Here is a 26,515-nt window from a genome sequence, read left to right as displayed (position 1 = left end):
CCGGCCTGGACGGCGCTGGCCATGAGTGGCAAACCCCCGCTCGTACTGCTGCTCGTATTGATGTTCAGCAGCGGCTTCGGGTTCATCGGCTCGCAGACTCTCGCCAACGCATTGGTCGTCACGCGCTACCCGGACGAGCTCCGTGGCCCCGGCATTGGCTGGGCGCTGTCGATCGGGCGGCTCGGCGCCATCCTCGGCCCATCCCTCGGAGGCTGGATCCTCTCCTGCGGCCTCGACGCGCGCTGGAACTTCTACCTGTTCGCCGTTCCCGGGGTCATCGGGGCCGTGTTGGCTGCGTGCGTCCCCGCAGTGCGCAGCCGGTCGTTATAGTTCAGCCGTGTCAGCGGACCCAACAAGCAAACGCGAGCCGTAGGCGCGCCAGGGGATCCAGTCCGTCGAGATCGCGATGACGGTTCTGCAGGCGCTCGAACGCAAGGCCGGCCCGGCCAGCCTGACCCAGCTAGCCGCCATGAGCGGGATGCAGCCCAGCAAGATCCACCGGTATCTGGTCAGCCTCGGCCGTATCGGCTTCGTCTCCCAGTCGCCGAGTTCCGCTCTCTACGACTTCGGTCCCTCCATGCGGCGTCTGGGCACGGAGGCGCTGCGCCGCATGGACGAGGTCGGCCTGGCCTCCGAGTACCTGCCTGGCCTGCGTGACCGGACCGGCCACGCCGTCAACCTCGCCGTGTGGGGCGACCACGGCCCCGTCGTCGTCCGCTGGAACTACGGCTCCTACGCCCTGCCCATCACCGTGCGGGTCGGGGCGACCATGCCGATGCTCACGTCCTCCATCGGCCGCGTGTACCTGGCCCATCTGCCGACCGTGCTGACCGAGCCCGTCCTGCGCGAGCAGGCCGACACCGCCGCGCAGGCCGACTTGTCGGACGCCGAGATCGAGGCCCTCAAGGAAGAAGTACGCATGCAGGGCTTCGCGGTCACGTCGGGCGGGGTGGTCCCGGGGGTCTCCTCCGTAGCGGCCCCGGTTTTCACGACGGGCGATTCACTTCCCCTTGTCGTGGCCCTCGTTCTGCCTGCCCGCCATGCAACCGAGGCTGCAATCGCTCAACTCGCCCGGGAGCTCTGTGATACGACTGCCGCCGTCTCCGCCGGCATCGGTCACACCTCCGCCACCACTGCTTCGTAGCCACGGCCGCACGAACACGCAAGGCCGCCGCACCCGCCGTCTCTTACACGCCACAGGGGCGCAGAACCACCGACAGCTCTGCGCCCCTTCCCCCACGGCGGACGTCACCGCGCTCACTCTTGGATCAAGCGACGCAGACACCTTCTCCCGCGACCTTTTGGAAGACGTGCGGGTGGGAGACCGTTCCGTCCGGGTAGTTGGCCAACGACTTCCGGAACGCCTCTGTGCCGACGGCTGCGGCCAGTTGAGCTGTCGACTCCCAGACCGCGACGTTCACCAGAACGCGGCTTCCGCCGGTGCCGCGGTGCAGTTGGGTCGAGATGAACCCAGGCTGCTTCTGGAAGTGCTGGGAGTCGGTCTTCCACGCCGCCAGCACCTCGTCGACCTTCCCCTCGGGGGCCACGGAGGTGTTGATCAGGACGACGGGTCCTTCCTTTCCCTGGAGTTGCTTCGGGTACGGAATCGCCTCGTCGAGATTGGCCATCTCGATCATGATTCCTGCTCCTTGTCCCTCAGGGTGGGCCCGCGACGGATCGCCGCGGGTGGAGGTACCTTGCTACGAACAGCGCCCCGCCGGTCCCGGCGAGGTCACTTCCATACCGGGGCACCGTCGGACAGTTCGCTGTCCCCCAGCGCCTCGTAGGTCCGCGCCGCGGCGGGGTGCAGCGACAGGGGCGTGCGTGCCATGTCAGCCGGGACGAGCGGATACGTGACCGGCGAGTGGTCGGCCGGCAGGTGCGCGTACTGCACCTCCAGGGCCCGGCGCGTCATCACCATGCACCAGGTGACGAGGGCGGCGACGTCGTCGTCCATGTCCTGGCGGCACAGCACCGCGAAGTCTGAGAAGTCGAGGGTGCGCAGGTCCTCGGTCTGTCCGGGGAAGTAGCCCGCTTCGACGATCGCGTCCTGCCACCCTTCGGCCGCGAAGGCCTGTAGGACCTCGTCGCCCCAGGGCAGGTACTTGACCGGGCGTACGCGGTCCAGCTGCTGCCAGCGCGGCGTCATGACCGCTTCGTGGACGAGGACGTTCGACTTGCCCGCGATGAAGTGCTCCAGCGGCGGGAAAGGGCGCTCGTCGTAGAAGAAGTTCAGCTTCTCGGGGTCGACTCCGGCAATGCGCAGCGCCTTGTGGGCGGCCAGACCGATGAGGTTCACGCCGTCGTCCTGCGAGGTGGCCACGGTCAACTGGTCGGCGATGGAGGCGAGTTCAGAGACCGTACTGACCGGAAGGGACGCGTCGACCGCAACGACCAGACGGTCGCGCTGGCCGACCACGCCGAGCGAGGCAAGCCCCTTCGCCTTCCCCGCACGATCCAGCATCTGCACGGCGGCGGTCGGCGTGACGAGGGCGATATCGACCTCACCCGCCTGCAGCGCCTGGATCTGGTCGATACCGCCTCGGCCGTTCCAGATGCCGAAGCGGGATCCCTCTGGGGCCCGGTCGCCGATCTCCTGGGCCAGCCAGCCGCAGATCCGGTGGAGGTTCGCCTGACCCCAGTCACCACGGAACTGGAGCGTGATCGGGTTCTTCAGAACGGGCGCCTCAGACATGGCCACCCTGCCCCACCATTTCGGCCAGCTCCGCGGCATTCTGCGTGAAGTCGACCTCGTTGATGGAGCCGAAGGGGAAACCGATCCGCTCGAACTCCTCCTCCAGGGCCTTGGCACTGTCGGCCTCATAGACCGAGACGATGAACCCGGAGTCGGTGTTCACGTACAGCTGCCGGAAGGTCGCGTGGACCTGCTGAGCGACTTCCGGCGCGTTCCCGGCAATCTCCTCGACCGACAGGCCCGGGGCCTGGTGAAGGCTCACGTACAGAGGCATGGCAAGACTCCCTCATCCTTGCAATGTGTCACGATACAGAACACTGTCCCGCTCACAGGAACATAATCGCAAGGGCGGGGAAGATGGAAATCTCTGCGCTACTGTGCTCTGCGTGGACCGAAAAACGGGGACCAGCAGCGATGAAACCGGCAGCGAGAGCCGTCCGGCCGGCCTGATCGGGGCGGTCGACAACGTGCTGCGCCTGCTGCGACTCTTCGAGGACCACGAGATGATCCGGGTCAATCAGGTGGCCCGCGACATGGGCCTGTCCCGATCGACAGTCCACCGAATGCTGGCCACGCTCAGCCACCACCGGTTCGTGGTGCAGGACGACTTCTCCCGCGCGTACAAGCCGGGGCCCGTGCTCGTCGACATCGGGCTGTCGGTCGTCGCCAACATGGACATCCGCACCCTCGCCCACGGCGCCCTGACCCGCCTGCGCGACGAAACTGACGAAACCGTTCACCTCGCGACCCTGCGTGGGGCGGAGGTTCTGTACGTCGACAGCGTCGAGAGCAACCAGGTCGTGCGCACGGGCAGCCGGACCGGCTGGACGCTCCCGGCCCATGCGACCGCGGCGGGCAAAGCCCTGCTTGCCGAGCTCGACGACGACGAACTCGCGGCCCGCTACCCCACGGAGAACCTGCAGACCCCCACCTCGCGCGCACCCCGGACCCGTGACGAGCTCCGCAAGCAGCTGACCGACGTGCGCCGCCTCGGCTACGCGGTCAACAACGCCGAGAGCGAGGCGGATGTGAGCGCGGTCGCGGCGGTCGTCCGCGACAAGCGCGGCCGTGCCCGCGCGGCCGTAGCCACCACAGCCCCGCAGTCCCGTGTCGACGACACCTGGATCACCTCCGCCGCCGCGGCCACCGTCCGCGTGGCCCGCGAGTTGGGTGACCGCATCGACTGACGCGCCGGCATCACCTCGCCCGACAGCCGCCCCGGATCTTTCCGGGGCGGCTGTCGACGTCTGCGCACCGCGCGTGACCTGCGCGTTCAACACCCGTAGGGACGCTCTCTCCAGGCAGGCACAGCCACATTGCCTACCCCCGGCGCTTGCCACGCTCCGGATTTTGGTACCAGAATGGCGACCACTGTTCCGCATAGTGACACACTCTCGAAGAGAGGGGCAGCCATGAGCGAGCCCACCACTGGGGCGGTCCTTCTGGAGGAGAAGCAGCAGATCTCTCCGGCCGACCCCGACCGCGAACCACTCAAGACCAACGTTTACGAGCACATGGCCATGGCCGCCGGTCAGCTGATGCCGTTGTTCCCGTACGACCACGCCGGTGCGATCGTGCCGTGCGGTGCGGTCCTCATCGGCGGACAGGATGCTGACTACGGGCACTTCTTTCACTGGAACACCGTCAACGAGGTCGTTGTCGTCTACGGTGCCCACCAGTCCGTGATGGCGACCGGGCAGATCATGGCGACGCAGAACCTGCACGGCGTGAACTCCTATCTCCGCGACGAGGAGGAGGAGGGCGCCTATGGGCTCATGGTGGTGACCCAGCATCAGGCAGAGGAGGGCGACCAGTCCGAGGCAATGATCGCCCGCTGTCAGGAGTGCAAGGCGGAGATCGTGCGGCACGAGTATGACGCGACACCGCCCGGCCTGCCCGGCTACGACCCGGCACGGCACGGCGGTGCGGCAGACGACCGCGTGAACCAGTTCCCGACGACGGTCGGCTCGGCCAGGTTCGCGGACATCCGCAACTCGGATGCGGGGCGCACCTGCAAGGAGTGCGGTCACGTCAACAAGCCGTTCGCACCTGCCCCTTGGGGCTGGCACCGCACCGTTGCCCAAACCGCCGCGGCCAATGCCGCGTACCGCTCGCTGCTGGAAGCCGGGCAGCCCGCGCTCAAGGAGGCCGCACGGTGATCAACCGCCGACGGATGCTCCACGCGCTCAAGGTCGCCCCCGAGCTCGGCAACTACGCGGACGCGCCCGTACTTCCCGCGGACACGGACCCCCAGCTGTACCTGTCGCACAACGAGTTGCCGCAGCCGTTCCATCTCATCTGCGAGAAGGACACCGTGCTGAGCCAGCTGTCCGGCGGCAGCGACGTGCTGCTGCGCGACAGCTCGGTGAACCGGTTCCGGATGAACATCGGCGATCATGTCTACGTCCCGGCCGGCACCCCGCACCAGATCGTCCCCGTAGAGGGCGGTACCGTGATCCGGTTCATGGCGCTCAAGGCCGGACGGCAGGGGGCGGTCTGGTACTGCCCGGAGTGCCGTACGGAGCTGCACCGCCTCGAGTGGGAGCACGACAACGACGTGACGCCTTCCCGATTCTACGCGGCGGCCTGCGCGAAGTTCTCAGCCGACGAGGCCGCTCGCACCTGCGGCGCCTGCAAGACGGTGCACCCCGAGATCGATCTCGCCGCGTTCGGCTGGTCGAGCCCGGTGCCCGCCTGAGAGCGAGCCCGGCAAGCGCGACCCACCTGCGTGTGGATCGCCGCCCCAAGGGGCCGGCGGTCCGCACGCACCGTCCCCTCGCCCTCCAACACCCCAGTGGCACAAGGAGTTTCCGTGGGGATCGTTACTGAAGTCGTCGCTGTCATCGGCTCCGATCAGCCGTCCCGGACCATCGAACGCGACGAGCATCTGTTGCTGTCGCCTCCGCACCCCAATCCCTTTCCCGTCAAACTCTGGAGCGACCAGGAGTCGTTGACGGTCGTGCATTTCCCGCAGGAGTACGAGGCGATGCCGTTCGCGCCGCCGCGTGGCATCTACGAGAGCGCGCAGGCCCGCGTCGAGTGGCAGACGATGGACAACCGGCAGCCCTTCTACCACCGCAACTGCGACGTGGACGAGATCTCGTACCAGATCGCCGGTGAGCGCACGCTGATGACGGAACTTGGCACGGTCGAGCACCGTCCCGGCGAGTTCTCCCGTCTGCCGCGCGGCGTCGCCCACGACAACTACGGTCGCCGCGAGAGCCACCTCCTCTTCTACACACCCGCTCCCGTCAACGAGGAGCGGGCGGCCTCGCGCACGTCGGAGGCGGTCTTCCCGCCGTTCCCCGGCTGGCAGCCCGGGCAGGTCAACGAGGCGGTGACGCAGTGCATGGGCATGCCCGGACACGACATCGGCGTATTCCCCGTCGACGAGCTGAAGCTCCTGGAACAGGTGCACGCGGAGAAGGAACGTCTCCAAGTGCTGGGCGGATCCGGCGAGTCGGGCATGACCTGTCTGTACCGCTCGTCCACGTTCCGTCTGGGCACAGTGCGGCGCACGGCCTCCGACCAGCGTGTCTACCGGCGCACCCTGGACGCGGACGAGATCCAGTACCAGGTCTCCGGCCGCCGCACGCTGGTCTAGCGGCGCGGCATCGTCGAGCTCGGCCCCGGCGACTTCGTCCGCGTCCCGCTAGGTGTCTCCCACACCAGCGTCTGCGCGGAGAACAGCGAGCACATCGCCCTGTACTCGGACCGCGAACTGCCGCAGATCGCCGAGACGGCGAGGATCGCTGAGCCGTACACGCCCGAGCGGCTCGCCGCCCCCCCTGCCCTGACGCCACCTGCCCACACCTTGGAGCCGTGCACCATGAACGCCATGCTCGCCGCCCGGGCCCTGAAGGGCTCCGGTGCCGTGCACCTGAACAAGATCGCGATACCTGATCCGGGCTCGGAGGATGTCCTGGTCAGGGTCGCGTCCACCATCGCGTCCACCGGGCTTGCCCCCGGCATGATGACGCTCCTCGCCCAGGGAGCGTTCCGGCATCTACCCATCACACTGGGCCACGAGGCCGCGGGAACCGTCGTGGCGGTCGGCAGCGGGGCACCCGCCGATCTCGCCGGCCCGCGGGTCCGGGTACACGCCAATCTGAACTGCCGCGCGTGCGTGTACTGCAGGTCCGAGCGGGACATGCTCTGCCCCCAGCAGGCGATGATCGGCCACGCCGCCTTCGGTGACGTACCCATGCCTCTGTACGAGGAGTACCACGACGGCGCTCTCGCCGAATACGTCCGCGTACCGCACTGGCTTATCGACCCGCTGCCCGACTCTGTCGGCTTCGATGTGGGCGCCAAGGTCCACGATCTGGCCAACGCCGTACGGGCGTTGAAGTGCGCGCGGCTCCCCCTCGGCGGCACGCTCGTCGTCACCGCCGCGACCGGCACCATGGGCACCGCCACCATCAAGCTGGCCGCGCACTCCGGGGTCGCGCGGCTGATCCTCGTCGGCCGGAGCGCCGAACGCCTGGACCCCGTACGGCAGTTGGCAGGAGACGTGGCCACGGAGACTGTCGCGCTCGACGAACTACCGCGGGACTGTCCACGGACCATGGCCTCACCCGGGCGCTGCGCGCTCTGGCTCCGGAGGGCGCCGACGCCGTCCTCGACTACGTGCCCGACGGCCCTGCCTCGGTGCAGTCCCTGGCGGCGCTCCGCCCTGGGGGCACGCTGGTGCACATGGGTGCCAACCGTTCGCCCCTGCTCCCGCCGCTGGCCGCGATCACGGTCAACTGCTGGAAGGTCGTCTGCACCCGCTCCTGCACCCGCACCGACGCGCAGGAAGTCCTGACCCTGTTGGCGGACGGTGCGCTCTCGGCGGACGAACTGATCACCCACCGCTTCTCGTTGGCCGACGTCGAGGCGGCGGTGGCGGCCATGCAGAGCCGCTCCGAGCCGATGTGGATGGCGGTGGTCAGCCCGTGACGGCCTCGCTCGATCCCGTTCTGGTGGTCGGCGCGGGCCCGGTCGGCCTCACCGTCGCGAACCTGCTCGCCGCCCGCGGCGTCCGGGTCGTTCTCGTCGAACGCAACGACTCCACCAGCGACGAGGCCAAGGCCATCAGTCTCGACGACGAGTCGCTGCGCACGCTGGACGCAGCAGGTCTCGCCGACGACGTCCTCGACATCGTCGTGCCCGGCACAGGCACCCGCTACTACGACCGCAAGGGCAGGCCTCTCCTGCACGCGCGCGGCTCGGAGCCGTACCGGCTCGGCTTCCCCTTCAAGAACCAGTTCGCCCAGCCCGAACTGGAATCGGTACTCCTCGATGCCCTCAAGTCCCGGCCCGAGGTCGACATCCGGTTCTCCGCCGAATTGGTTGCGTTGCACGAGAACCCGAGCGGCACCGAAGTCACGGCCGAACTGCACGCAGCAGGTCACGAGCCCGGCACCGCCTCGTCGGAGCCTCTCCGAGTCAGCTGGGTCCTGGGGTGTGACGGCGGACGCTCGACCGTGCGCGAGCTGTGCGGGATCGACATGAGCGGCACCCGCCACCAGGACGTGTGGCTGGTGGTCGAAACGGTCGGCGACCACCACGACGAGCGCTACGGCATGCACCATGGCACCCCCGAGCGGCCCACGGTGATCGTGCCGGGCCGCGGCGGGCGATGCCGCTACGAGTTCCTGCTGCATCCCGGCGAAGGACGGAAGGGTGTCCGGCCGGACTTCGCGACGATCCGCCGCCTCGTGGCGCCCTACCGGCACCTGCGCGAGGACCAGATCGAGCGCTGCACCAGCTACACCTTCAACGCCGTCGTGGCCGACCGCTGGCGCTCGGGGCGGGCGCTGCTCCTGGGCGACGCGGCGCACATGATGCCGCCGTTCGCCGGGCAGGGCCTCAACTCCGGTGTCCGGGACGCCGCGAACCTGGCCTGGAAGGTCGCCGAGATGTGGCACGGGCGGGCCACCGAGCAGCTGCTCGACACGTACGAGGCCGAGCGTCGCCCGCACGCCGAGGCGACGGTCCGCTTCTCGGAACGCCTCGGCGACGTGGTGATGACGACCGATCCTCGGCGCGCCCTGGTGCGCGATGTCGCCGTCCGCGCCATGCTGCGCGTCCCGGCCGGGCGCCGCTACCTGACCGAGATGCGTTTCAGGCCCCGCGCACGGCACCAGGCCGGCCTGGTCATGGGCAGCCATCCACTCACGGGCACGCCCCTGCCGCGGCCCCTCGTCCTGATGCCGCCGAGCCTGCGCCCGGTGCCGCTCGACGAGGTGCTCGGCGACGGCCTGGTGCTCCTGGGAGTGGACGTTCCGGCCGCTGCCTGGCGCCGGTTCGACAACCCGCCCTGGCCCGGCGGCCGGGACCGTATCCGGCTGATCGATGTAGTGCTCGGCGACCGGCTCCCGGCCGACGCCCGCCCGCGCATGGCGTTCGCCGACGCCGACGGCCGACTGGAACAGGTGCTCGGCACAGCGCGCAACAGGTTCGTGCTCGTGAAGCCGGACCGGTACGTCGCCGCGGTCATGGGCCCCGACGACATCCGTCCGTTGGCCGCCCGGTTGAGCCGGCTGCTGCGCTGACGCGCCCGTACGTACCCGTACCGCCATGTCTCCAGCCCTTCCCACCGAGAAATGAGGCCCCGTGCCCACACCCACAACTGCCGCCGTGGCGCGGGTCGGAGAGGACACGTTCTGCTGGGAGCGCGTCGTGCTCGACGACCCGCGCGCCGACGAGGTCCTGGTGCGCCTCGTCGCCACCGGCCTGTGCCACACCGACCTCTCCGTGCTCGCCGGCCGCCTGCCCACCCCGCTCCCCGCCGTCCTCGGCCACGAGGGAGCGGGCGTCGTCGAGGCCGTCGGCGCCGATGTTGTGGGCGTCGTCCCTGGCGACAAGGTCGTCCTCTCCTTCAACTCCTGTAGACAGGGGACAGTGCGCCCATTGCCGTACCGGAGCCCCCCCGGTGCGGCACGTACTTCCCCAGCAACTTCGGTGCCGCGCGTGCCGACGGTTCCACCTCCATCCACACCGAGGACGGATCGCCGCTCGGCGGTCTCTTCTTCGGCCAGTCCTCCCTGGCATGGCACGCGCTCGTCTCCGCCCAGAGCGTCGTACGCGTCGACGCCGCCGATGACGAGGAGCTGTCCCGGCTCGCACCGATCGGCTGCGGCATCCAGACGGGGGCCGGCGCCATCCTGAACGTGCTGCAGCCCACGCCCGGTGACTCGGTCGCGGTGTTTGGCGCCGGGGCCGTCGGGCTGTCCGCCGTCATGGCCGCGCGCATGAGCGGAGCCGTGGACATCGTCGTCGCCGACCTCGTCCCCTCCCGTCTGGCTCTGGCCGCCGAGCTGGGCGCCACGCACACCATCGACAGCAGAAACGAAGACCTCGGCAAGCGTCTCTCGGAGCTGTCCGGCGGCACCGGATTCACGTACATCGTGGAGACGACCGGTGTCCCGGCCCTCCTGGAACTGGCCGCGACCGCTCTCACGACGTACGGGTCCGTCGCCGTGATCGGCGCCCCGGCAGCGGGCAGCCGCGCCTCGTTCGACATCAACTCCCTCATCGACGGGCGCACGATCCGCGGGGTGGCCGAGGGCAGCAGCGACCGGGGCACGTTCATCCTCGCTGGTCCGCCTCGCGCGCCAAGGCGGCTCCCGTACGAGAAGTTCGTGCGCTTCTACGCCCCGGACGCACTCGACCAGGCTGTGGCCGACGCCCGCTCCGGCCGCACCATCAAGCCCGTGATCCGCTTCGACGGACAGGATCTCCAGAACCCGCAGGAGGGCGCGAGCGCATGAGCCTCCCGTACGCACGCAATCTCATCGGTGGCCAGTGGACCGACGGTCACGCGGTCCGCGACGCACATGCCCCCGCGACCGGTCAGCTCATCGGCACCTTCGCCGACGCCGGCGCGGTGACCGCGCGGGCGGCGATCGACGCGGCACGGCGCGCTTTCAGGGAGACCGGTGGGGCACGCGACCGCGAACTGCGGGCCCGCGCGCTGCACGAGATGGCCGACCGGCATGATGCGGGCCCTCACTCGCTAACTGGTCGGCCCGGGGGCGGCTCCAACCGCCCCCGGGCGGCCGAAGGACCGAAGGCCTGAACGATGTGACGGGAGGGGCGGTGTCTGACAACGCCCCTCCCGTCACCACTATTCGGTGGACGATCAGCTCAGTCGGAGTTGGGCCGGGCGAGGCCGATGTCGTAGGCGGAGATCACTGCCTGCACTCGGTCTCGGGCCCCGATCTTGGCCAAGACACGGCCGACGTGCGTTTTGACCGTGGATTCGGACACGACGAGGCGGTCGGCGATTTCGGTGTTGGTCCAGTCCCTGCCTATGGCGAGGAGGATCTCGCGCTCGCGCTCGGTGAGAGAACCCAGTCTCGGGTCCGCGGCTGGGTCCTTGGCAGCAGAGGGCAGGTGCTGGGTGAACTCGTCCAGCAGGCGGCGGGTGAGCGCAGGGGCGATCACCGCGTCCCCGGATGCGACGGCTCGGATGCCGGCGAGCAGTTCTTCGGGACGGGCGTCCTTGAGGAGGAAGCCGCTGGCACCGGCGCGGCGCGCAGCGTGAGCGTATTCGTCCAGGTCGAAGGTGGTCAGAACGAGGACGCGAGAGCGTCCGCCGGAGGCGATGATGCGCCGCGTAGCCTCGATGCCGTCCATGCCGTCCATGCCGGGCATATGTACGTCCATGAGTACGACGTCGGGCCGCAATACAGCGGCCTTGCGGACGGCGTCGGCCCCATGCGTGGCCTCGCCGACCACCTCGGTCTCGGGAACGGACTCAAGCAGTACGCGGAAGCCGAAGCGTTGGAGGTCATGGTCGACGACGATGAGCACAGTGGTCATGCCATACCGCCATGAGGATTGAGATCGAGAGCGACCTCGACCGTCCATCCTCCGCCGGGCGCGGGCCCTGCTGTCAGGCTCCCTCCGTAGAAAGCGGCTCGCTCACGCATTCCCACCAGTCCATGCCCCTCTTCGATAGACGACGTCCAGTCCGGCAGCGCGTACACCGTCGCACAGCTCGTCGATGTCGGTGATTCCGGGCTGAGGGCTGAGCTCGACCTCGTTGCTGTGCCCCTCGCGGGTGTCGCGTAGCAGGCCGAGCACACGTCGCAGCTCGTCCAGTGCCTGGCGACCGGTATCGCCGATGAGCACGAGGGCTTCCTTGCTGCGGTGAGGGGTGACGTCCGTCGCGTACGCGCCCGCGTCTGCGAAGGTGATCACGACGGACAAGTTGTGGCCGACGACGTCATGCATCTCGCGAGCCACCCGGGCACGCTCCACGGCGACCGCCAGCCTGCTGCGCTGGTCGCGTTCGGTCTCCAGCCGAGCCGCTCGCTCCCGCAACCCGGCGAGTTGCGCCCGTCGGATCCGCATGGCGAAGCCGAGCGCGAGGGCGGCGGTCGGGGCGCTGAGGAGGAAGAACAATGCGAACCATGCCGAGATGACCGTGCTCACCCGCAGCGTGACGAGCACCATCGCGCCCAGCACGGCCCCGCAGGCCCACGGCAGTTGGCGTATCCGCCCGCGTAGCGCCAGGTTGGGCAGGGCGATGATCAAGGCGACATCTGCGCGCAGTACGGCGCCGAGGGCCCATTGGACGACAAAGAACGCAAAGATGATGGTGAACACAAGCCATGGCCGGCGGCGGCGCCACACCAGTGGCAGCACGAGCCCGCTCTGCAACGCGAGCATCCCCGGCACGGGCAGCTCGGTGAACGCAGCCCGGACCGTTCGGGGGGCGTCGCCGTCGACGGCGCCCCCGTTGATGAGGTCGGGCACACAGAACACGGCGACAACCAGCACGGCCACCGCGACATCCAGCGCCCACGGGCGATGACCGGGCCCATGCCGGTGATGTCGTCGGTGGTCACAAACACCATCATCGGCTCGTCGCGCAGGCCATCAGACGGTGCGTACGAGACGGAACGCAGCCCCGCCCAGGGCGAGCACCGCCCAACCGAGGAAAACCAGCAGCCCGGCGCCGGGCGACAGCATCGTGGAGTCGTGGGTCAGGGCGAACATGGCCTCGCCCGCGTTGCCGGGCAGGTACGGGCTGATGGTGTCCTGCCATGAACTGGGCAGCAGCGACATCAGTCCGGGGATCAGCATGAGGGCGGCGACCAGCACGGAAATACCACCCGCCACCGAGCGCAACAGCGCGCCCAGCGCAGCGCCCATGACCCCGACGAGGGCGAGGCAGAGTCCCGCGCCGAAGAGGCTTCGTACGACGCCCGCGTCCGAGAAGCCCCGAGCCGCGCCCGTGCCGTCGACGATGCCCTTGGCGAACAGGAACGTGGCAAAGGCGCCGACCGTCCCCACCACGAGCGCGATCGCCCCGAACACGGCGGACTTGGACCAGGGCCAGGCTCACGGCCGTCGCGTCGGCGAAGTCGCCGTCGATGGGCTTTCCGGAATCGACCTGCGACTTGTACTGCGTCGAGGCGATCAACCCGACCACGACCAGGAAGACCAGGCCCAGCCCCAGCGTGATCCATGTCGAGCGCAGGGACCACGGTTTGGCCCACTCCGAGCGCAGCACGCGAAGACCGGTCACCCGGTAGACGGGACGCGGGACGGGTGCGGGACGCGGAATCTCGGTGTCGACAGCGACAGTGGTGCTCATGCAACGCTCCCGGGGGTCTCGATGCCGGTGGTGGTGCCGTGGAACTCCACTGCATCCCGGGTGAGTTCCATGAACGCCTCCTCCAGCGGCACTGTCTTCTGGCTCAGCTCGAACAGCGGGATGCCCTGCGCCGCTGCCTTGAGCCCGATCTCCCGTGCGCTCGCTCCGCGAACCTGCAATTCCTCGGAGCCGGGTCGTCCCGTGATCTCGACGTCCGGACCCGCGAGGGCTTCTCGCAGTCGTGCCGGATCCTGCGTCACCACGTGCACGGTGTCTCCGCCCGCCTCGCGCACGAGGTCCTGCACGGTGGTGTCGGCCCGCATCCGGCCCCGGCCCACGATGATCAGGTGCTCCGCCACCAGTGCCATCTCGCTCATCAGGTGGGACGACACGAACACCGTGCGCCCCTCTGCCGCGTGGTCCGTCAGCAGATTGCGGATCCACAACACACTTTCGGGATCGAGGCCGTTGACGGGTTCGTCCAGCATGACCGTCTGCGGGTCGCCCAGCAGGGCCGCCGCGATGCCCAGGCGCTGCCCCATGCCGAGCGAGAATGCCCCGGCACGCTTCTTTGCCACACTGCCCAGACCAGCGAGATCTATGACCTCGTCCACTCTGCGGCGCGGAATCCCATGTGTCAGCGCGAGCGCGTGGAGATGCTGGAACGCGGAGCGTCCCGGGTGGATCGACTTCGCCTCCAGCAGCGCGCCGACTTCCTGGAGGGGGCGAGGTGCCGGTCATAGGCGCGGCCTCCCACCGACACGGAGCCGCTCGTCGGGGCGTCCAGCCCCACGATCACCGCATGGTCGTGGACTTGCCCGCGCCGTTCGGCCCGAGAAAGCCGGTGACGGTCCCCGGCCGTACGACGAAGTCCAGCCGGTCGACGGCGGTCTTCTCTCCGTACCTCTTCGTCAGGTGATGTGCCTCGATCATCGCGTTGGTTCCTCGGCTTCCGGCGCCGGACGGTCCCGGCGCTCGCTGGGAAAGCTACGGTCCGTACGTTGCCGACCTTGTGGTACCGCGGTCCGAATCGTCGTGAGAGCGTCGTACCGCGGTACTACGTGCATCGCGGAGAACAACAGCCGGCCCCTGAGCACACGCCGGGCAGGACGGCCGGAGCGCTCCACCCCAGCCGTCCTGCCCGTCCTTGGCCTGCTACTACCCAGGTGACATTGCCGACCAAGCGGCGTCAGACAGCAGTCGTCGTCCCGTGATCGAGAACTTGGACCGTGCACTTCTCCGGGGCCAGATTCCGGAACAGCTGCTGGTGCAACTGCTGATGGACGGTGGCGAGGCCCGCCTGGTGGACAGGGATCGCGATGCGGGGCGCTGCCGTCCGCAGATAGTCGATCGCCTCGCTCGCCTTCATCCACGGTCCCCCGGTCGGCAACAGCAGCACATCCACGGGTGGCTGCGGGACAACGAAGGCGTCACCGGGGTGGAGGAGGCGTTCGTCCACGAGGTAGCCGTTGTTGTGGACGCACGGCAGTTGAGGATGAATGACCGCGTGGTCGCCGGCCAGGACTTGGATCGGCACTCCAGCAATGGTGACGGAGTCGCCCTTGCCGACGGTCTCGTGCCGCAGCCCTGCGTCTCCCAGCTGCTTGGTGCTTCCCGGGTCCGCGATCACCCGGGCCGCCGGGTTCGCTTCGAGCAACGGTCCCAAGCGCCCGATGTCGACGTGGTCAGGGTGCTCGTGGGTAATGAGTACGGCGTCGAGATCGTGCAGGCTCTCGAAGCCGGTCGAGTACGTGCCGGGGTCGAAGAGCAGGCGGGCGGTGTGGCCCTCCCGCTCGATCTCGACCAGGACACAGGAGTGTCCGTAGTGAGTGATCTTCATGGTGTGCTCCATGTACGTCATCAAGGGTGATGGTTGGTCGGCTTCGCCGTCCGCGTCACAGCCACGCGGGCAGTGCGGGCAGGCCCGGAGGCGAGCAGGTGAGGCCGTCTCCGGCGGTACGTCCGGTGAGCCAGCCAATCAACTCTGCCGTGGGGCCCTTCACTTCGGCCGCAGAGCCGACCGGTTCGGTCGGCCTGGTCGTCAGGGGCAGCCCGCCTGGCTGGTCACGCACTATGAGCGCCGGGCAGCCGTCGCGCCCGGCGAGCGTGGCGACCACGTCGGGCAGCAGTGCCTCTGCCAGGTCCTCGGGCAGGGCGTCAAAAGTGACGCCCGTGCCGAGGTCCACGAGGTGGATCCACACCTCGCGGATCCGCAGCCAAGGAATGAGAGAGGCCGCCACGAGGCGCCCCTGAGCGGTGCGCACCGTACGGCCCCAGGCCATGACCGGCAGTTCATCCAGGGCCTGTTGAAGACGGACAGCGCTGTCCTTCACGTCCTGGAGGATCACTTGCGCCGTCCGCCGTGCGCCCTCGTCGATGTCCCGCAGGCGCCCTTCGGTGCCGTGCGGGTACATCGGGGTCTCGACGCCGGTGGCGGACCAGGTGACCAGGTTGGTGAGGGCGTCGGCGTTGCGCGCCAGGTGGGTGAGCAGGTGGGCGTTGCGCCACCCGGGCAGGGTGTTCGGACCGGCCACCCATGCCTCGTCGACCCTGCCGAGCTGGGTGTTCAGCAGGCGCGTGCCCACTGCGAGCCAATCGAGCAGCCGCGGTACCGGCGCGGGCTCACGCGTCATGCGGCTTCTCCTGGACGCACTGGTTACGGCACTCGCCGAGCCCTTCGATGCGGGTGGTGAGGATCGTGCCGTCGCCCATGTACTCCTTGGGGTCGCGGGCCTGGCCGACGCCGCCGGGGGTGCCGGTCGCGATGACGTCGCCGGGCTCCAGGGTGATGATCGTCGACAGGTAGGAGACGAGGGCGGCCGCGTCGAAGACCAGGTCGCCGGTGTCGGCCTGCTGCTTGGTGACGCCGTCGACCTCGGTGGTGAGCTGACGCGAGCCGGCTCCCGCCTCGTCCGAGGTCACGAGGACCGGGCCGAACGGCGTGGTGGCCTCGAAGTTCTTGCCCTGCAGCCACTCCTTGGTGCGGTACTGCCAGTCGCGGGCGGTGACGTCGTTGAGGACCGCGTAACCCGCGACCAGCCCGGCGGCCTCCTCCACCAAGGCGTTGCGGGCCCGTCCCCCGATGACGACAGCCATCTCGCCCTCCCAGTCCATGGCCTGCGAGGCGGCGGGCAGCACGATGTCGTCGTACGCGCCGATCAGGACCGCCGGGAACTTCGCGAAGACCGTGGGGTACTGGGGCAGGTCGCGGCCCATCTCCAGGATGTGGGAACGGTAGTTGAGGCCCACGCAGAAGATCTTCTGCGGGCGCGGGACGACAGGCGCGTAGTCGAGTCCGTCCAGGGCGTGCCGGGTGCCGTCGGCGTTGGCGGCAATCTCGCGCCAGCCGTCCTCGGCGAGCAGCGCGCCGACGTCCTGGTGGCCGGTCTCCACCGCCTCGGTCTCATCGACGCGGACGGCGGCCGTGCCGGTGGAGGTACGGATGGTGGCGAGCTTCATGAGTACTCCCTGCGAGCGAGGTTGAGGCGTTCGAAGATGGGGGCATCGCTGAACCGGAAGAGGTCCAGGTCGGTGCGGGCCTCGATGGAGACCTCGCACCACGAGGGCACGGCGATGACGTCGCCGCGTACGACGTCGGTGCGCTTGCCGTTGAGGGTGATCGCGCCGGATCCGTCGAAGACCTGCCAGACGCTGGAGCCGGTCTCGCGGACGGGCGCGGTGCGGTGGTCGGCGGCGACGCGGTGCATTTCGGTGCGGATGGTGCTGAGCGCGTCGGCTCCCGTGGTGGGGTTGCTGAAGCGCACGGCGGCGTGTCCGGGTTCCGTCAGGACGCCCGGGTGGCCCTCGGCGGCGACTTCGAGCTGAGCGGTCAGCGCGGCGTCCGTGTGCTCCCAACGGAAGGCAGCGAGCGGCGAGTTGGGGGTGTCCTTGTCCGTGGCGGCGAGCGGGCGCAGGCCCGCGTGGCCCCAGATACGTTCGGAGCGCGAGCGTTCCGGGGTGGAGCGGTCGCTCACCCCGTCCTCACCGAACTCGAAGAAGCCGGTGTCGGTGTTGGAGACGAACGGGATGTCCAGGCCGTCCAGCCAGGCCATCGGCTTCGGATGCGGGTTGTGGTGTCCGTGGAACTGCCATCCCGGGGTGAGCAGAAGATCGCCGCGGCGCATGGCCACCGGGTCGCCGTCGACGACCGTCCACACGCCTTCGCCTTCGAGGACGAAGCGGAAGGCGTTCTGGCTGTGCCGATGGGCGGGAGCGACCTCGTTGGGGCCGAGGTACTGGATGGCGGCCCACAGGGTGGGGGTGGCGTACGGGAGTCCGGGCAGGCCGGGGTTGGACACGGAGATGGCGCGCCGCTCGCCGCCGCGCCCGACGGGGATGAGGTCCCCGGCGCGGGCGGCCAGCGGGTACAGGTCGTCCCAGTGCCAGATGTGCGGGACGGCCTGCGGCGCGGGCGTCATCGGCATGAGGTCTTCGCGCTCGGTCCACAGCGGGATGAGCCCGAACCGGTTGAAGTCCTCGTACAACTGCTTCTCGGCGACGGAAAGTTCGGCTCCGTCCGCTGCCTGAGTCTGCGACTGGTTCATCGCTCGGTCCTCTCCGAGAGCCGCTGCCAGTAGTTCCAGCCGGCGTCGAGCTGGGCGGGATTCCAGATCTGGTCGCGCTTGAAGGCGGCCTCTTCGCTGTCGGACCACACCTTCGGTCCCCCCGCGGCCATGGCCATCAGTTGCGTACGACAGGCACGTTCCAGCAGGACGGCGTACATCACGGCGGTCCCAGCGTCGGGGCCGGCCGTGACGGCGCCGTGCTGCGGCATGAGGCAGGCGGGTGCGTCGCCGAGCGTGTCGGCGAGCGCCGTGCCGAGTTCTGCGGTGGCGATGAGGGCACCGGTCTTGGTGAAGCGCGGTATCTGGGGGTCGCAGAAGACGGTGCCGTCGTGGGAGATGGGCCGCAGCGGTACGTCGAGCGAGGCGAAGGCGCTCAGGGCGGGCGCATGCAGGTGCACGACGCAGCCGACGTCCGGGCGCCGGGCCATGATCTCGGTGTGGATTGGGTATTCGATGTGCCGTTTGCCCTCGCCGTGCTGGACCTTACCTTCGCGGCTGACGAGCAGGACGCGCTCGCTCTCGATCTCTTCGAAGCCCCAGCCGGAGGCCTTCATCCACACGCCGTCGCTGTCGGGGTCACGGACGGCGGCGTGTCCCCACACCATGTCGGTCAGACCGGCGGTGGCCAGGGCTCGGCTGGCGCGGACGGTCTCGTCGATCTCTTCTTTCATCACTGTCCTTGTGGGGTCGGCTCATGCGGCGAGCGGCTGGTACAGCCAGTCCAGGTCGGTGAAGTCGTCGGCACTGCGGCGGGTGAAGACGCGGTCGCGCAGGGCCGAGACGGGGGTGTCGTTGTGGGCGTGCCAGACCTGGCCCCAGCCGCGGGCGACGCGCTGCACGAGCGCGGTACGGGGGATGCGTTCCGCCTGGTAGGCGGCGAAGGCCTCGTCGATGTCGCCACTGTGCTTGACCAGTTGGCGGGCGAGGCAGTCGGCGTCCTCGATGGCCTGGCAGGCGCCCTGCGCGAGGTACTGGAACATGGGGTGCGCGGCGTCGCCGAGCAGGGTGACGCGGCCGCGGGTCCAGTTGTCCAGAGGTTCGCGATCGTACATCGGCCAGCGCCTCGACGTGTTGAACATCTTCACGGAATCGCGGACCTGCTCGCAGGACGTGGCGAAGGCTTCGGTGAGCTCGTCGGGCCCGCCCCACTGGTCGGTGTGCTCGACCTCGGGGGTGTAGCTGGGACTGCGGAAGACGGCGACCTGGTTGTAGAGCTCGCCGCGCCGGATCGGGTACTGCACCAGGTGCCGGTTCGGGCCGATCCAGATGATCTCGTCGTCCTGCTCGACGGGCAGGTCGACCTGGTTCATGGGGAGCGCGCCGCGGTAGGCGACGTACGCGTCCGTGACCGGCGTGTCGTCCGAAAAGAGCTGCCGGGCACGAGACTTGAGGCCGTCGGCGCCGATCAGTGCATCGGTGCGGTAGCTCTCGCCGTCGGCGAAGTGAACGACCGCGGAGGTGCCCTGCTCCTCGATGTCGACGACCTGGCGGCTGTTCTCCAGGGTGACCTTGGGGTGCTCGCGGCAGGCGGCGAGCAGGACGTCGAGGAGGTCGCCGCGGTGCAGCACGCTGTACGACTGTCCGTAGCGCTCGCGGAACGCGGTGCCGAAGTCGATGGTCGTCAGGTGTTTTCCGGTCTCGGCGTGCAGGAAGACCAGGTTGCGCGGTCGGACCGCGACCTCGTTGATGGCGTCGAGGACGCCGAGGGAGTCGAGGATGCGCAGCGCGTTCGGGGCGAGCTGGATGCCCGCGCCGATTTCGCTGAACTCCGGTGCCTGCTCGACGATATGGGCGTCGAAGCCAGCCCGGGCGAGGGCTAGGGCGGTCGTCATGCCCCCAATGCCGCCTCCGATGGTGAGCAGTGGTATGTGACGCACGGTGTTACTCCTTGGTCCAGTGGGCGACGAGGGGGGTGTCCACCCCGATGGGTCCGGTGCCGTAGGCGCCGCCGGGGCTGTCCAGCGGATCGTCCTTGCCTGGCAGGGCAGCCGAGAAGAACTCGGCGTTGTCCTTCAGCCAGATGGGGTCGGCCTTCTTCGGGGTGGCGATGGCGTCGACCGGGCATTCAGGCAGGCAGGCCCCGCAGTCGATGCATTCGGTGGGGTTGATGTAGCGCTTGGTGAGACCCTCGTAGATGCAGTCCACGGGGCAGACGTCGACGCAGGAGCCGTCGAGTTCGTTGACGCATTTGTCGTTGATCACGTAACCCATGAGGCGTCCCTCTCTCAGGGGGTCGGTACCGGCGGGCGTTCGCTGGAGTGGCCGGGGAAGAGGTCTTCGTCGGGCCGAAGTCGTACGGCGATGTTGTTGACGGCGGTGGCGGCCTCGCCGAATCCGACGGTCATCAGCCGGACCTTGCCGGGGTAGGTGGTGATGTCTCCGGCGGCGTAGACGCGGTCGAGGCCGGTGGACATCGCGGTGTCCACCTGGATGTGCTGCTTGTCGATCGTGAGTCCCCAGGTGGTGAGGGGTCCCAGCGAGGCAATGTGGCCGAGGGCGGGGATCAGGACGTCGGTGTCGACGGTCTCGATGACCTGGGTTCCGCAGTCGCGTACGGTCACGGCCTTGAGGGCGTCGGAACCGTGTACGTCGGCGATCTCGCTGTTGGTGAGGATCCGGACCGGGGAGTCCATGAGCAAGCTCACCGAGTGTTCGTGGGCGCGTAAGCGGTTGCGCCGGTGCACGAGGGTCACCTGGCGGGCATGCGGGGCAAGGGTGTTGGCCCAGTCGACGGCGCTGTCGCCGCCGCCGACGATCACCACGTCGCGCTCGGCGTACTCATGCGGCGGGGCGACCAGGTGATGCACGCCGTCCCCGGTGAAACCGTCCAGGGCGGGCAGCGGTCTCGGGGTGAAGCGCCCGATGCCCGCAGTGATCAGCACGGCGCCCGCGCGGATGACGCGTCCTGTGTCGGTGGTGACGGTGACAGCATCCGCGCCGTGCGGTGTCATGTCGACGGCACCCTCGCCAAGGACGACGGTCGGTGAGGCTGTCTCGGCCTGCCGGGTGAGCCTCTCGACGAGTTCGCGGCCGGTGACCGCGGGGAAACCGGCGACGTCGAAGATCTCCTTGTCCGGGTAGAGCGCGGCGACCTGACCACCCAGGTGGGGCAGGCTGTCCAGAAGGGTCACGTCGAGCCCGCGCATCCCCGCGTAGTAGCAGGCGAACAGTCCCGCGGGACCGGCACCGACGATGAGCAGTTCAGTCTCATGCACGGAGGGCGTCCCGGACGGCGGGACGGGTTCGGACATCATCGGCTCCAAAGAGGTACGTCGGCGACCGCACCGTCGGCGACGAGTTCGGCATAGGCACGGGCGGCCGCCGGATGCAGCGGGAGCGGCGTGCGCGCCACATCCGCTGCGTCCGCGGGGCGGCACCCTCGGATCAGGACTTCGGTGATCAGGCGGGCGAGTGCGTCGTCCAGGTCGCCTCGGCACAGGACCGCGAAGTCAGAGCAGTCCAGGGCAGTCAACTCCTCGTCAAGCCCCGGGAGTTGACCTGGGCGGGCAACGTGGGGCAGCCAGCCCTGCAGAGCGAAACCGTGCAGGACCCGGTCACCCCAGGGCAGGTATCGCACCGGGCGTGCGGCCGTGGCCTCTGCCCATCCCGGCATGGACATCAGGTCGTGAATAACGACGTCGGCCTCGCCCGCGACGAACCGGTCGAGACAGTCGGCGGGCTCCACGTCGTGCACGAAGCCGATGTCGCCGACACCCAGGCCGGCCAGACGCAATGCCCGATGCACGGCGAAGCCCACCAGACCGACCCCGTCGTCCGCGGGCGTCGCGATCGCCGCGTGACCGGCGTGGCGCGCCAGCTCGGCGACAGTGTCGAGCGACAACGCCGCGTCGGCCGCGACCGCGAGACAGCCACGCCGGGGCACGACTCCCAAGGCGAACAGCCCTTGGAGATCACCGAACTGGTGCAGCAGGCGCAGCGCCGCGGTCGGCGTCACGACCGCGACATCGGCGGTCCCGTTGAAGAGGGCGGCGGTCTCGTCCAGGCCGCCGCGCCCACTCCTGGACGTGAACCGCACTGTCTGCGCGGCGAGTTGACGTACAGCCTGCTCGATACGGCTCCGCAGCACGCCCACATCGGCCTGGTCGGCCAGCAGGACGGACCCGGCAGTCACGAGGATGCCCGGCGAACCAGCTGACGCACACCCGCAGGGCGGGCACACGGTGGCGACGGGACAGCGGGAAGGCGCAGGTGCTGGTACATAGCAGCTCCTCCAGGACATCAGTTATGACGCATCATGCGGAACACTGTTCTGCAGTGTGACCCGTTTTCACGATCGAGGCAAGGCTGGAAAACGCTGGGATAACGTGCTCCGCATGACCGAAGATGACGCGTCCGGCGACGGGGCAGGCCAGGCAAGACACCCCTCGGGACTGATCGGGGCGGTCGACAACGTGCTGCGCCTGCTGAGCATGTTCGAAGATCACGAAGCGATCCGCGTCAACCAGGTGGCACGCGACATGAACCTGTCGCGCTCGACGGTGCACCGCATGCTGGCGACCCTGGGCCACCATCAGTTCGTGGAACAGGACGAAGGCTCCCGGGCCTACCGGCCCGGTCCCGCCCTGATCGACATCGGCCTGTCGGTCGTGTCGAGCATCGACATCCGGGCCATCTCGCGGGATGCCCTGGTGCGGCTGCGGGACGAGACGGGCGAGACCGCCCATCTAGCTTGTCTGCGGGGAGCCGATGCCGTCTATCTGGACGCCGTCGAGAGCAACCGCGCCGTACGCGCGGGCAGCCGTGTCGGATGGACCGTGCCGGCGCATGCAACAGCAATCGGTAAGGTGCTACTCGCCGAACTGCCGGACGCGGATCTGGCCGCGCTCCATCCGAGCGGCGAGCTGACGGCACTCACACCACAGACGATCACCACGCTCGAGGTCCTGCGCACCGAGCTGGAGACCGTCCACGAGCGCGGCTACGCGACCAACGACGGCGAAAGTGAACTCGAGGTGCGTTCGGCGGCGGCAGCCGTGAGGGACCGCCGCGGCCGTGCCCGCGCCGCCTTCGCGGTCACGGCGCCCAGCTCCAGGGCAGACTCGAAGTGGCTCCAGGACGCGGCGGCGACGGTGACGCGTATCGCGAAGGAGTTGAGCGAGCGCATCGGCTGACGATCACTGGCGACATCACCGCCGCTCGGGCTATCGATCCCCAGCGCGCGGCGATGAGGACTCCGGGCGCGCCCGTAGTGGACCGCGCCCTCACTATTCTTCCATCGCCGCGCACGCTTAACCGCCCCTGCCCGCAGGGCACTTCAACCGCGATCGCACGATCGGCCCGGCTGCGAGCTGCGGGCGTTGGCGACCGGTCGGGCATCGTGGTGACCGGTCGGGCATCGTGGTGACCGGTCGGGCATCGTGGTGACCGGGCTGCCGATCAGGCCGTCGCAGCGCGCAGCGCGAGGGCCGCAACGGACAGGAGCGTCAGGGCGATGGCGCCGGTCATCGACTGATCCGCACGTCCGGACTTCAGGTGGAAGCCGAGCGCTCCGGCGAAGCAGGCAAGGCCGCCCGCCGCGGCCGCGACGCCAAGGGGCCACCAGAACAGCCCGAGGAGCAGTCCGAGGCCTCCGGCCACGGTGAGCGCGCCGAGCATCCACATCCGCTCGACGGGGAAGCCGACCTGCTTCATCAACTCGGCCTGGCCGGCGTTGCCGGTCAGCTTGGCGAGCCGCTGCCGATCATGGCGAAGGCGAGGACACAGCTGACGATGACGGTGGCAATGAACATCGAGGGCCTCCAGGGGCAGGCTCGTCCGCAGGACGGCGGGGAGTCATGGACGCGCGAGGGAGAGCGCCACTTCTGTTCCACGATATGGAACAGTGGCACTTACGTTGCATCATGCGGTCGCCGAAGATCCAGCTTCCCGCACCGCGTCGACGGGATCCGGCACTGATGGGGTGCGGCTGGACACGCCAGCCGCACCCGATCGCGTCAGGCCTTCAGGAGCCGGTCCACGACCCAGTCGGCCCCGTGCGAGCTGACTTTTTCGTTCTCGTTGGTGCCGCAGTGCACGTTGCCGGGGATCTGGTGGTACTCCTTGTCGGTGCTCGACACCTTGCCGTAGATCGTCTGGGCGCCCTCGGTTCCGAGGATCGGGTAGCGGCTCTCCGTCGCCCGACGCCCGGCTTCCGACTGCTCTTCCGCGTACGCGTAGGCCTCGTCGCCGAGTCCGTCGGCCACGAGGACGAAGTCTTCGCCGTCCGGGATCTTGTCGAGCGTCGCACAGTCCAGCTCAGTCCGGTTCATCAGCTTGATGAAGTCCTCGGGGGACATGCCCTGCCCCAGGATGCGACCTATGTCCTGCGCCTGCGGGCGGCGGCGCTTCTGCTGTCCCTTGTCCGGCCTCCTCGCCGTTCCTCTAATTTCCTCACATGGGGAAACTATCTCGATCGTACACTTCTCCGACGGGACCGCCAACGCAAATGGGACTTCCAAGGTGAAACAGGAACGCCGGACTCAAGGCCCGCGCGACGAGCGTGGCGCGCTGTTCGACAGGATCGTGACGGTCGCGCGGACCTCGTTCGCCGAGAACGGCTTCGCCGCGACGTCGATGCGCTCGGTGGCCCGCGACGCCGGGGTGGACCCGGCGCTCGTCCGGTACTACTTCCCAGGCGGCAAAGAGGCTCTGCTGAACGCGGCGCTGACGCTGCCCGAGGACTTCCCCGCCGCCCTCGCCGCCGCGGTCGAGAGCCCGTTGCCCGAGCGCGGCGCCGCGCTACTCGGCTTCTTCCTCGCCGCGTGGGACAACCCGACCGACGCGGAGGTCCTCACCCTGGTGCTGCTGACCGCATCACAGGAACCCCTGGCGATGCGGCGCCTGCGCGCCTTCTTCGAGGACCTCGTGCTCCCCACCGTCGCCGCGTCCTTCCCGGAAGAGGAGCGACTGCTGCGGACCGGGCTCGTCTCGACGCAGCTGCTCGGCCTGGCCATGACCCGCTACGTATGGAAGATCAACCCGGTCGCGACCTTGCCGGCCGACCGGCTCGCCGCGGCCGTGGCGCCGAACATCCAGCGCTACCTCACGGGCGACCTCGCCTGAAATTCTTTCACCAACGCCGTCCGGTGAGCCCCCGCCAGGTTCTGACGAGACGCGAAGTCGGCCCCGAAGTCAAAGTTGAGTAGCGGGTCGGGGCTCAGTAGCGTCCCCGTGCACGTTCCATCGATCTGCGGGAGTACCCATGGCAAGCCCTGTCCGCCCCAACGCCCTTGTGACCGGCGGGAGTCGAGGCATAGGAGCGGCCACATCCTTGCGACTTGCCGCGGCGGGCTTCCGGGTCGCGGTGAACTATCACTCCAACCGTGCCGCGGCCGACGAGGTCGTTGCGAAGATCGAAGCGGACGGGGGCAGTGCGATAGCGGTGCGCGGGGACGTCCGTGCCGCCGACGACGCCGCCGCGCTGATCGAACAGGCCGCTCCCGACGGGCGCTTGGACGCTCTGGTGTGCAACGCGGCAGCGGCCTCGTTCGTGCCCACGCCGCTCGGCTCGCTGCCCTGGTCCGACTTCCACGCGAAGGTGGCCGACGAGCTGGCCGGCGTCTATTCGCTGGCGCAGCGCGCGCTGGGTCTGATGGCGGAGCAGCAGCACGGGAGCATCGTCTTCGTCTCAAGCACCGTCGCCGACGGCCCGCCCGCCCCCGGGATGGCGGCCCACGGAACGGCGAAGGCCGCCCTGAACACCTTCGCGCGATTCCTCGCCTGTGAGGCAGGCCCCCTGGGCGTACGCGTCAACGTCGTCGCACCGGGCTTCGTGCGCACCGAGGCCAGCGCCGGCATACCCGAGGCCCTTCAGCGACACCTGGCGGACCGGGCTCCGCTGCGCCGGGTCGCCGAGGCGGAGGACGTGGCGCGGGCGATCGCCATGCTCATCGGCGATGACGCGGGGTTCGTGACCGGGGCCGTGGTACCGGTCGACGGGGGATCCACCGTTTCCCGTATGTGAGTTCGGCGGCCGCGCGTCGGCTAGGCCATGGCCATCGGTGCGGCGGTCGTACACCGCCCCGATGGCACGGGGCTGTTCGGCGGATGACCGCGCCGACCTCCCCGCGTCGTCCGACCCCGCTGGTCACCGCTCCCGTAGATATACGCGTACATCAACGTTCTTCGCCGCCCGAGGAGAAAGGGAGCCTGGTGGACGTCCCCGTACTCGACCGCCTCGATCTGCAGGTGCTGCACGCCTTGCAGCTCGACGGCCTGGCACCCTTCAGCCGGATCGCAGCCGTCCTCGGCGTCTCCGACCAGACCGTGGCCCGCCGGTACCGACGGCTTCACAATGTTGCCCACGTACGCGTACTCGGAATGACGGACGAGAACCGTCTCGGTCAGCAGAGCTGGATCGTACGGGCGCACTGTTCGCCGGACGTGGCGGAGCAGCTCTCGGAAGCGCTCGCCAAGCGCGCCGATACCCGCCACGTGGCCCTGATCTCCGGCGGCACCGAGATCGTCTGCTCGATGAAGCCCCGCAACCGAAAGGCGCGGGACGAACGGAGCCGACGACGGCGGCCGCGTCGGAGTGCGCCTTCGCGCGCTGCGCCTTGAGGAACGCGCCGAGCCCTTTGTTCTGCATGCTCCGACGATACGACGCCGTCGCGCCGGTCTCCTGGGTGGATGACACCCAGGAAGTCTTCACCCTGGTTGAGG

At 69.1% G+C, this 26,515-nt stretch carries 31 protein-coding genes and 3 pseudogenes; 16 read left to right on the top strand and 18 right to left on the bottom strand.

The window, feature by feature from the left end; all coding sequences use genetic code 11:
- The first annotated feature begins 21 nt into the window (after positions 1 to 21).
- Positions 22 to 330, top strand: a complete 309-nt coding sequence (locus ACFTZC_RS01380) for an MFS transporter (RefSeq protein WP_382885673.1) — start codon at positions 22 to 24, stop codon at positions 328 to 330.
- Positions 331 to 385: 55 nt separating this feature from the next.
- Positions 386 to 1,144 (top strand): IclR family transcriptional regulator, encoded by a 759-nt coding sequence (locus tag ACFTZC_RS01375; RefSeq protein WP_382886006.1) that lies wholly within the window; start codon positions 386 to 388, stop codon positions 1,142 to 1,144.
- Between the two features lie 124 nt (positions 1,145 to 1,268).
- Here ACFTZC_RS01375 and ACFTZC_RS01370 read toward each other — a convergent pair whose 3' ends face one another.
- The 3 genes from ACFTZC_RS01370 to ACFTZC_RS01360 all read right to left on the bottom strand — a co-directional run bounded on the left by ACFTZC_RS01370 (position 1,269) and on the right by ACFTZC_RS01360 (position 2,969).
- Entirely contained in the window at positions 1,269 to 1,637 is a 369-nt protein-coding gene (locus tag ACFTZC_RS01370; protein ID WP_382885671.1) for an antibiotic biosynthesis monooxygenase family protein, read from the bottom strand.
- A gap of 95 nt (positions 1,638 to 1,732) precedes the next feature.
- A complete protein-coding gene (locus tag ACFTZC_RS01365; protein WP_382885669.1) occupies positions 1,733 to 2,695 on the bottom strand; it encodes a TAXI family TRAP transporter solute-binding subunit in 963 nt (320 codons plus the stop codon).
- On the bottom strand, positions 2,688 to 2,969 hold the full coding sequence (locus ACFTZC_RS01360) for a nickel-binding protein (protein WP_382885667.1): 282 nt from the start codon (positions 2,967 to 2,969) through the stop codon (positions 2,688 to 2,690). The genes ACFTZC_RS01365 and ACFTZC_RS01360 overlap by 8 nt, the downstream gene beginning before the upstream one ends.
- A 112-nt stretch (positions 2,970 to 3,081) precedes the next feature.
- Between ACFTZC_RS01360 and ACFTZC_RS01355 the strand changes: the two genes are divergently transcribed.
- The 10 genes and pseudogenes from ACFTZC_RS01355 (at position 3,082) to ACFTZC_RS01310 (ending at position 10,760) form a co-directional block, all read left to right on the top strand.
- Positions 3,082 to 3,882, top strand: coding sequence for an IclR family transcriptional regulator (locus tag ACFTZC_RS01355; protein ID WP_382885665.1), 801 nt, complete (start codon positions 3,082 to 3,084; stop codon positions 3,880 to 3,882).
- 225 nt (positions 3,883 to 4,107) lie between these two features.
- Positions 4,108 to 4,854: a hypothetical protein gene (locus ACFTZC_RS01350; protein WP_382885663.1), complete on the top strand. Its 747-nt coding sequence runs from the start codon at positions 4,108 to 4,110 to the stop codon at positions 4,852 to 4,854.
- Positions 4,851 to 5,393 carry a hypothetical protein gene (locus ACFTZC_RS01345; protein WP_382885661.1) on the top strand — a complete coding sequence of 181 codons (543 nt, stop codon included), beginning with the start codon at positions 4,851 to 4,853 and terminating at the stop codon, positions 5,391 to 5,393. Before ACFTZC_RS01350 ends, ACFTZC_RS01345 begins: the two co-directional genes overlap by 4 nt.
- A 114-nt stretch (positions 5,394 to 5,507) precedes the next feature.
- Positions 5,508 to 6,299 carry a hypothetical protein gene (locus ACFTZC_RS01340; RefSeq protein WP_382885659.1) on the top strand — a complete coding sequence of 264 codons (792 nt, stop codon included), beginning with the start codon at positions 5,508 to 5,510 and terminating at the stop codon, positions 6,297 to 6,299.
- Between the two features lie 225 nt (positions 6,300 to 6,524).
- Positions 6,525 to 6,923: pseudogene (locus tag ACFTZC_RS01335) on the top strand (alcohol dehydrogenase catalytic domain-containing protein); the annotation flags it as partial.
- Positions 6,924 to 7,045: 122 nt separating this feature from the next.
- Positions 7,046 to 7,636, top strand: coding sequence for a zinc-binding dehydrogenase (locus ACFTZC_RS01330; protein ID WP_382886004.1), 591 nt, complete (start codon positions 7,046 to 7,048; stop codon positions 7,634 to 7,636).
- Positions 7,633 to 9,234, top strand: a complete 1,602-nt coding sequence (locus tag ACFTZC_RS01325) for a bifunctional 3-(3-hydroxy-phenyl)propionate/3-hydroxycinnamic acid hydroxylase (RefSeq protein ID WP_382885658.1) — start codon at positions 7,633 to 7,635, stop codon at positions 9,232 to 9,234. The genes ACFTZC_RS01330 and ACFTZC_RS01325 overlap by 4 nt, the downstream gene beginning before the upstream one ends.
- 61 nt (positions 9,235 to 9,295) lie before the next feature.
- The gene (locus ACFTZC_RS01320; protein WP_382885656.1) at positions 9,296 to 9,850 is read left to right on the top strand and encodes an alcohol dehydrogenase catalytic domain-containing protein; all 555 of its coding nucleotides are present in this window, start codon (positions 9,296 to 9,298) and stop codon (positions 9,848 to 9,850) included.
- Positions 9,851 to 9,852: 2 nt separating this feature from the next.
- Complete coding sequence (locus ACFTZC_RS01315; protein WP_382885655.1) at positions 9,853 to 10,452, top strand: zinc-binding dehydrogenase; 600 nt, start codon at positions 9,853 to 9,855, stop codon at positions 10,450 to 10,452.
- A complete protein-coding gene (locus tag ACFTZC_RS01310) occupies positions 10,449 to 10,760 on the top strand; it encodes a hypothetical protein (RefSeq protein WP_382885654.1) in 312 nt (103 codons plus the stop codon). The genes ACFTZC_RS01315 and ACFTZC_RS01310 overlap by 4 nt, the downstream gene beginning before the upstream one ends.
- Positions 10,761 to 10,828: 68 nt before the next feature.
- Here ACFTZC_RS01310 and ACFTZC_RS01305 read toward each other — a convergent pair whose 3' ends face one another.
- The 13 genes and pseudogenes from ACFTZC_RS01305 to ACFTZC_RS01245 form a co-directional block, all read right to left on the bottom strand.
- Positions 10,829 to 11,506 carry a response regulator gene (locus tag ACFTZC_RS01305; protein WP_382885652.1) on the bottom strand — a complete coding sequence of 226 codons (678 nt, stop codon included), beginning with the start codon at positions 11,504 to 11,506 and terminating at the stop codon, positions 10,829 to 10,831.
- Between the two features lie 102 nt (positions 11,507 to 11,608).
- Positions 11,609 to 12,475, bottom strand: coding sequence for a sensor histidine kinase (locus ACFTZC_RS01300; RefSeq protein ID WP_382885650.1), 867 nt, complete (start codon positions 12,473 to 12,475; stop codon positions 11,609 to 11,611).
- Between the two features lie 93 nt (positions 12,476 to 12,568).
- Positions 12,569 to 13,289 (bottom strand): annotated as a pseudogene (locus ACFTZC_RS01295) (ABC transporter permease).
- Positions 13,286 to 14,222: pseudogene (locus ACFTZC_RS01290) on the bottom strand (ATP-binding cassette domain-containing protein). Before ACFTZC_RS01290 ends, ACFTZC_RS01295 begins: the two co-directional pseudogenes overlap by 4 nt.
- Before the next feature lie 256 nt (positions 14,223 to 14,478).
- Complete coding sequence (locus ACFTZC_RS01285) at positions 14,479 to 15,129, bottom strand: MBL fold metallo-hydrolase (protein WP_382885648.1); 651 nt, start codon at positions 15,127 to 15,129, stop codon at positions 14,479 to 14,481.
- Between the two features lie 55 nt (positions 15,130 to 15,184).
- Positions 15,185 to 15,922 (bottom strand): maleylpyruvate isomerase family mycothiol-dependent enzyme, encoded by a 738-nt coding sequence (locus ACFTZC_RS01280; RefSeq protein ID WP_382885646.1) that lies wholly within the window; start codon positions 15,920 to 15,922, stop codon positions 15,185 to 15,187.
- Positions 15,912 to 16,748, bottom strand: a complete 837-nt coding sequence (locus ACFTZC_RS01275; protein WP_382885644.1) for a fumarylacetoacetate hydrolase family protein — start codon at positions 16,746 to 16,748, stop codon at positions 15,912 to 15,914. The genes ACFTZC_RS01280 and ACFTZC_RS01275 overlap by 11 nt, the downstream gene beginning before the upstream one ends.
- Positions 16,745 to 17,833, bottom strand: coding sequence for a cupin domain-containing protein (locus ACFTZC_RS01270; RefSeq protein WP_382885642.1), 1,089 nt, complete (start codon positions 17,831 to 17,833; stop codon positions 16,745 to 16,747). The genes ACFTZC_RS01275 and ACFTZC_RS01270 overlap by 4 nt, the downstream gene beginning before the upstream one ends.
- Entirely contained in the window at positions 17,830 to 18,525 is a 696-nt protein-coding gene (locus tag ACFTZC_RS01265) for a class II aldolase/adducin family protein (protein ID WP_382885641.1), read from the bottom strand. The genes ACFTZC_RS01270 and ACFTZC_RS01265 overlap by 4 nt, the downstream gene beginning before the upstream one ends.
- 21 nt (positions 18,526 to 18,546) lie before the next feature.
- On the bottom strand, positions 18,547 to 19,731 hold the full coding sequence (locus ACFTZC_RS01260; RefSeq protein ID WP_382885639.1) for an FAD-dependent monooxygenase: 1,185 nt from the start codon (positions 19,729 to 19,731) through the stop codon (positions 18,547 to 18,549).
- Positions 19,732 to 19,735: 4 nt separating this feature from the next.
- Complete coding sequence (locus ACFTZC_RS01255; RefSeq protein ID WP_382885637.1) at positions 19,736 to 20,065, bottom strand: 4Fe-4S binding protein; 330 nt, start codon at positions 20,063 to 20,065, stop codon at positions 19,736 to 19,738.
- 14 nt (positions 20,066 to 20,079) lie between these two features.
- Positions 20,080 to 21,069 (bottom strand): NAD(P)/FAD-dependent oxidoreductase, encoded by a 990-nt coding sequence (locus ACFTZC_RS01250; protein WP_382885636.1) that lies wholly within the window; start codon positions 21,067 to 21,069, stop codon positions 20,080 to 20,082.
- A 35-nt stretch (positions 21,070 to 21,104) separates the two neighbouring features.
- Positions 21,105 to 21,986, bottom strand: coding sequence for a hypothetical protein (locus ACFTZC_RS01245; RefSeq protein ID WP_382885634.1), 882 nt, complete (start codon positions 21,984 to 21,986; stop codon positions 21,105 to 21,107).
- A 202-nt stretch (positions 21,987 to 22,188) separates the two neighbouring features.
- Between ACFTZC_RS01245 and ACFTZC_RS01240 the strand changes: the two genes are divergently transcribed.
- Positions 22,189 to 22,986, top strand: coding sequence for an IclR family transcriptional regulator (locus ACFTZC_RS01240; RefSeq protein WP_382885632.1), 798 nt, complete (start codon positions 22,189 to 22,191; stop codon positions 22,984 to 22,986).
- Between the two features lie 265 nt (positions 22,987 to 23,251).
- Here the strand turns inward: ACFTZC_RS01240 and ACFTZC_RS01235 are convergent, their stop codons facing one another.
- Positions 23,252 to 23,536, bottom strand: coding sequence for a DoxX family protein (locus ACFTZC_RS01235; RefSeq protein ID WP_382886002.1), 285 nt, complete (start codon positions 23,534 to 23,536; stop codon positions 23,252 to 23,254).
- A 272-nt stretch (positions 23,537 to 23,808) separates the two neighbouring features.
- The gene (locus ACFTZC_RS01230; RefSeq protein ID WP_382885630.1) at positions 23,809 to 24,150 is read right to left on the bottom strand and encodes a hypothetical protein; all 342 of its coding nucleotides are present in this window, start codon (positions 24,148 to 24,150) and stop codon (positions 23,809 to 23,811) included.
- A gap of 163 nt (positions 24,151 to 24,313) precedes the next feature.
- Between ACFTZC_RS01230 and ACFTZC_RS01225 the strand changes: the two genes are divergently transcribed.
- The 3 genes from ACFTZC_RS01225 (at position 24,314) to ACFTZC_RS01215 (ending at position 26,413) form a co-directional block, all read left to right on the top strand.
- Positions 24,314 to 24,916, top strand: a complete 603-nt coding sequence (locus tag ACFTZC_RS01225) for a TetR family transcriptional regulator (RefSeq protein ID WP_382885629.1) — start codon at positions 24,314 to 24,316, stop codon at positions 24,914 to 24,916.
- A gap of 139 nt (positions 24,917 to 25,055) precedes the next feature.
- Positions 25,056 to 25,817, top strand: a complete 762-nt coding sequence (locus ACFTZC_RS01220; RefSeq protein WP_382885627.1) for an SDR family oxidoreductase — start codon at positions 25,056 to 25,058, stop codon at positions 25,815 to 25,817.
- A 188-nt stretch (positions 25,818 to 26,005) separates the two neighbouring features.
- Entirely contained in the window at positions 26,006 to 26,413 is a 408-nt protein-coding gene (locus ACFTZC_RS01215; RefSeq protein ID WP_382885625.1) for an Lrp/AsnC family transcriptional regulator, read from the top strand.
- Positions 26,414 to 26,515: the final 102 nt, after the last annotated feature.

The sequence above is a fragment of the Streptomyces sp. NPDC056987 genome, from assembly GCF_042673865.1.
Taxonomy (GTDB): Bacteria; Actinomycetota; Actinomycetes; order Streptomycetales; family Streptomycetaceae; genus Streptomyces.
The sequence above is the reverse complement of the archived record's forward strand: the minus strand, read 5'-3'. Positions and strand labels throughout refer to the sequence as shown.

Bases quoted from the DNA above. Each gene is read 5' to 3' on its own strand.
- ACFTZC_RS01255 (WP_382885637.1), bottom strand. From the start codon at position 20,065: ATGGGTTACGTGATCAACGACAAATGCGTCAACGAACTCGACGGCTCC.
- ACFTZC_RS01365 (WP_382885669.1), bottom strand. From the start codon at position 2,695: ATGTCTGAGGCGCCCGTTCTGAAGAACCCGATCACGCTCCAGTTCCGT.
- ACFTZC_RS01220 (WP_382885627.1), top strand. From the start codon at position 25,056: ATGGCAAGCCCTGTCCGCCCCAACGCCCTTGTGACCGGCGGGAGTCGA.
- ACFTZC_RS01240 (WP_382885632.1), top strand. From the start codon at position 22,189: ATGACCGAAGATGACGCGTCCGGCGACGGGGCAGGCCAGGCAAGACAC.
- ACFTZC_RS01285 (WP_382885648.1), bottom strand. From the start codon at position 15,129: ATGAAGATCACTCACTACGGACACTCCTGTGTCCTGGTCGAGATCGAG.
- ACFTZC_RS01360 (WP_382885667.1), bottom strand. From the start codon at position 2,969: ATGCCTCTGTACGTGAGCCTTCACCAGGCCCCGGGCCTGTCGGTCGAG.
- ACFTZC_RS01280 (WP_382885646.1), bottom strand. From the start codon at position 15,922: ATGACGCGTGAGCCCGCGCCGGTACCGCGGCTGCTCGATTGGCTCGCA.
- ACFTZC_RS01350 (WP_382885663.1), top strand. From the start codon at position 4,108: ATGAGCGAGCCCACCACTGGGGCGGTCCTTCTGGAGGAGAAGCAGCAG.
- ACFTZC_RS01275 (WP_382885644.1), bottom strand. From the start codon at position 16,748: ATGAAGCTCGCCACCATCCGTACCTCCACCGGCACGGCCGCCGTCCGC.
- ACFTZC_RS01265 (WP_382885641.1), bottom strand. From the start codon at position 18,525: ATGAAAGAAGAGATCGACGAGACCGTCCGCGCCAGCCGAGCCCTGGCC.
- ACFTZC_RS01230 (WP_382885630.1), bottom strand. From the start codon at position 24,150: ATGTCCCCCGAGGACTTCATCAAGCTGATGAACCGGACTGAGCTGGAC.
- ACFTZC_RS01310 (WP_382885654.1), top strand. From the start codon at position 10,449: ATGAGCCTCCCGTACGCACGCAATCTCATCGGTGGCCAGTGGACCGAC.
- ACFTZC_RS01270 (WP_382885642.1), bottom strand. From the start codon at position 17,833: ATGAACCAGTCGCAGACTCAGGCAGCGGACGGAGCCGAACTTTCCGTC.
- ACFTZC_RS01305 (WP_382885652.1), bottom strand. From the start codon at position 11,506: ATGACCACTGTGCTCATCGTCGTCGACCATGACCTCCAACGCTTCGGC.
- ACFTZC_RS01380 (WP_382885673.1), top strand. From the start codon at position 22: ATGAGTGGCAAACCCCCGCTCGTACTGCTGCTCGTATTGATGTTCAGC.
- ACFTZC_RS01370 (WP_382885671.1), bottom strand. From the start codon at position 1,637: ATGATCGAGATGGCCAATCTCGACGAGGCGATTCCGTACCCGAAGCAA.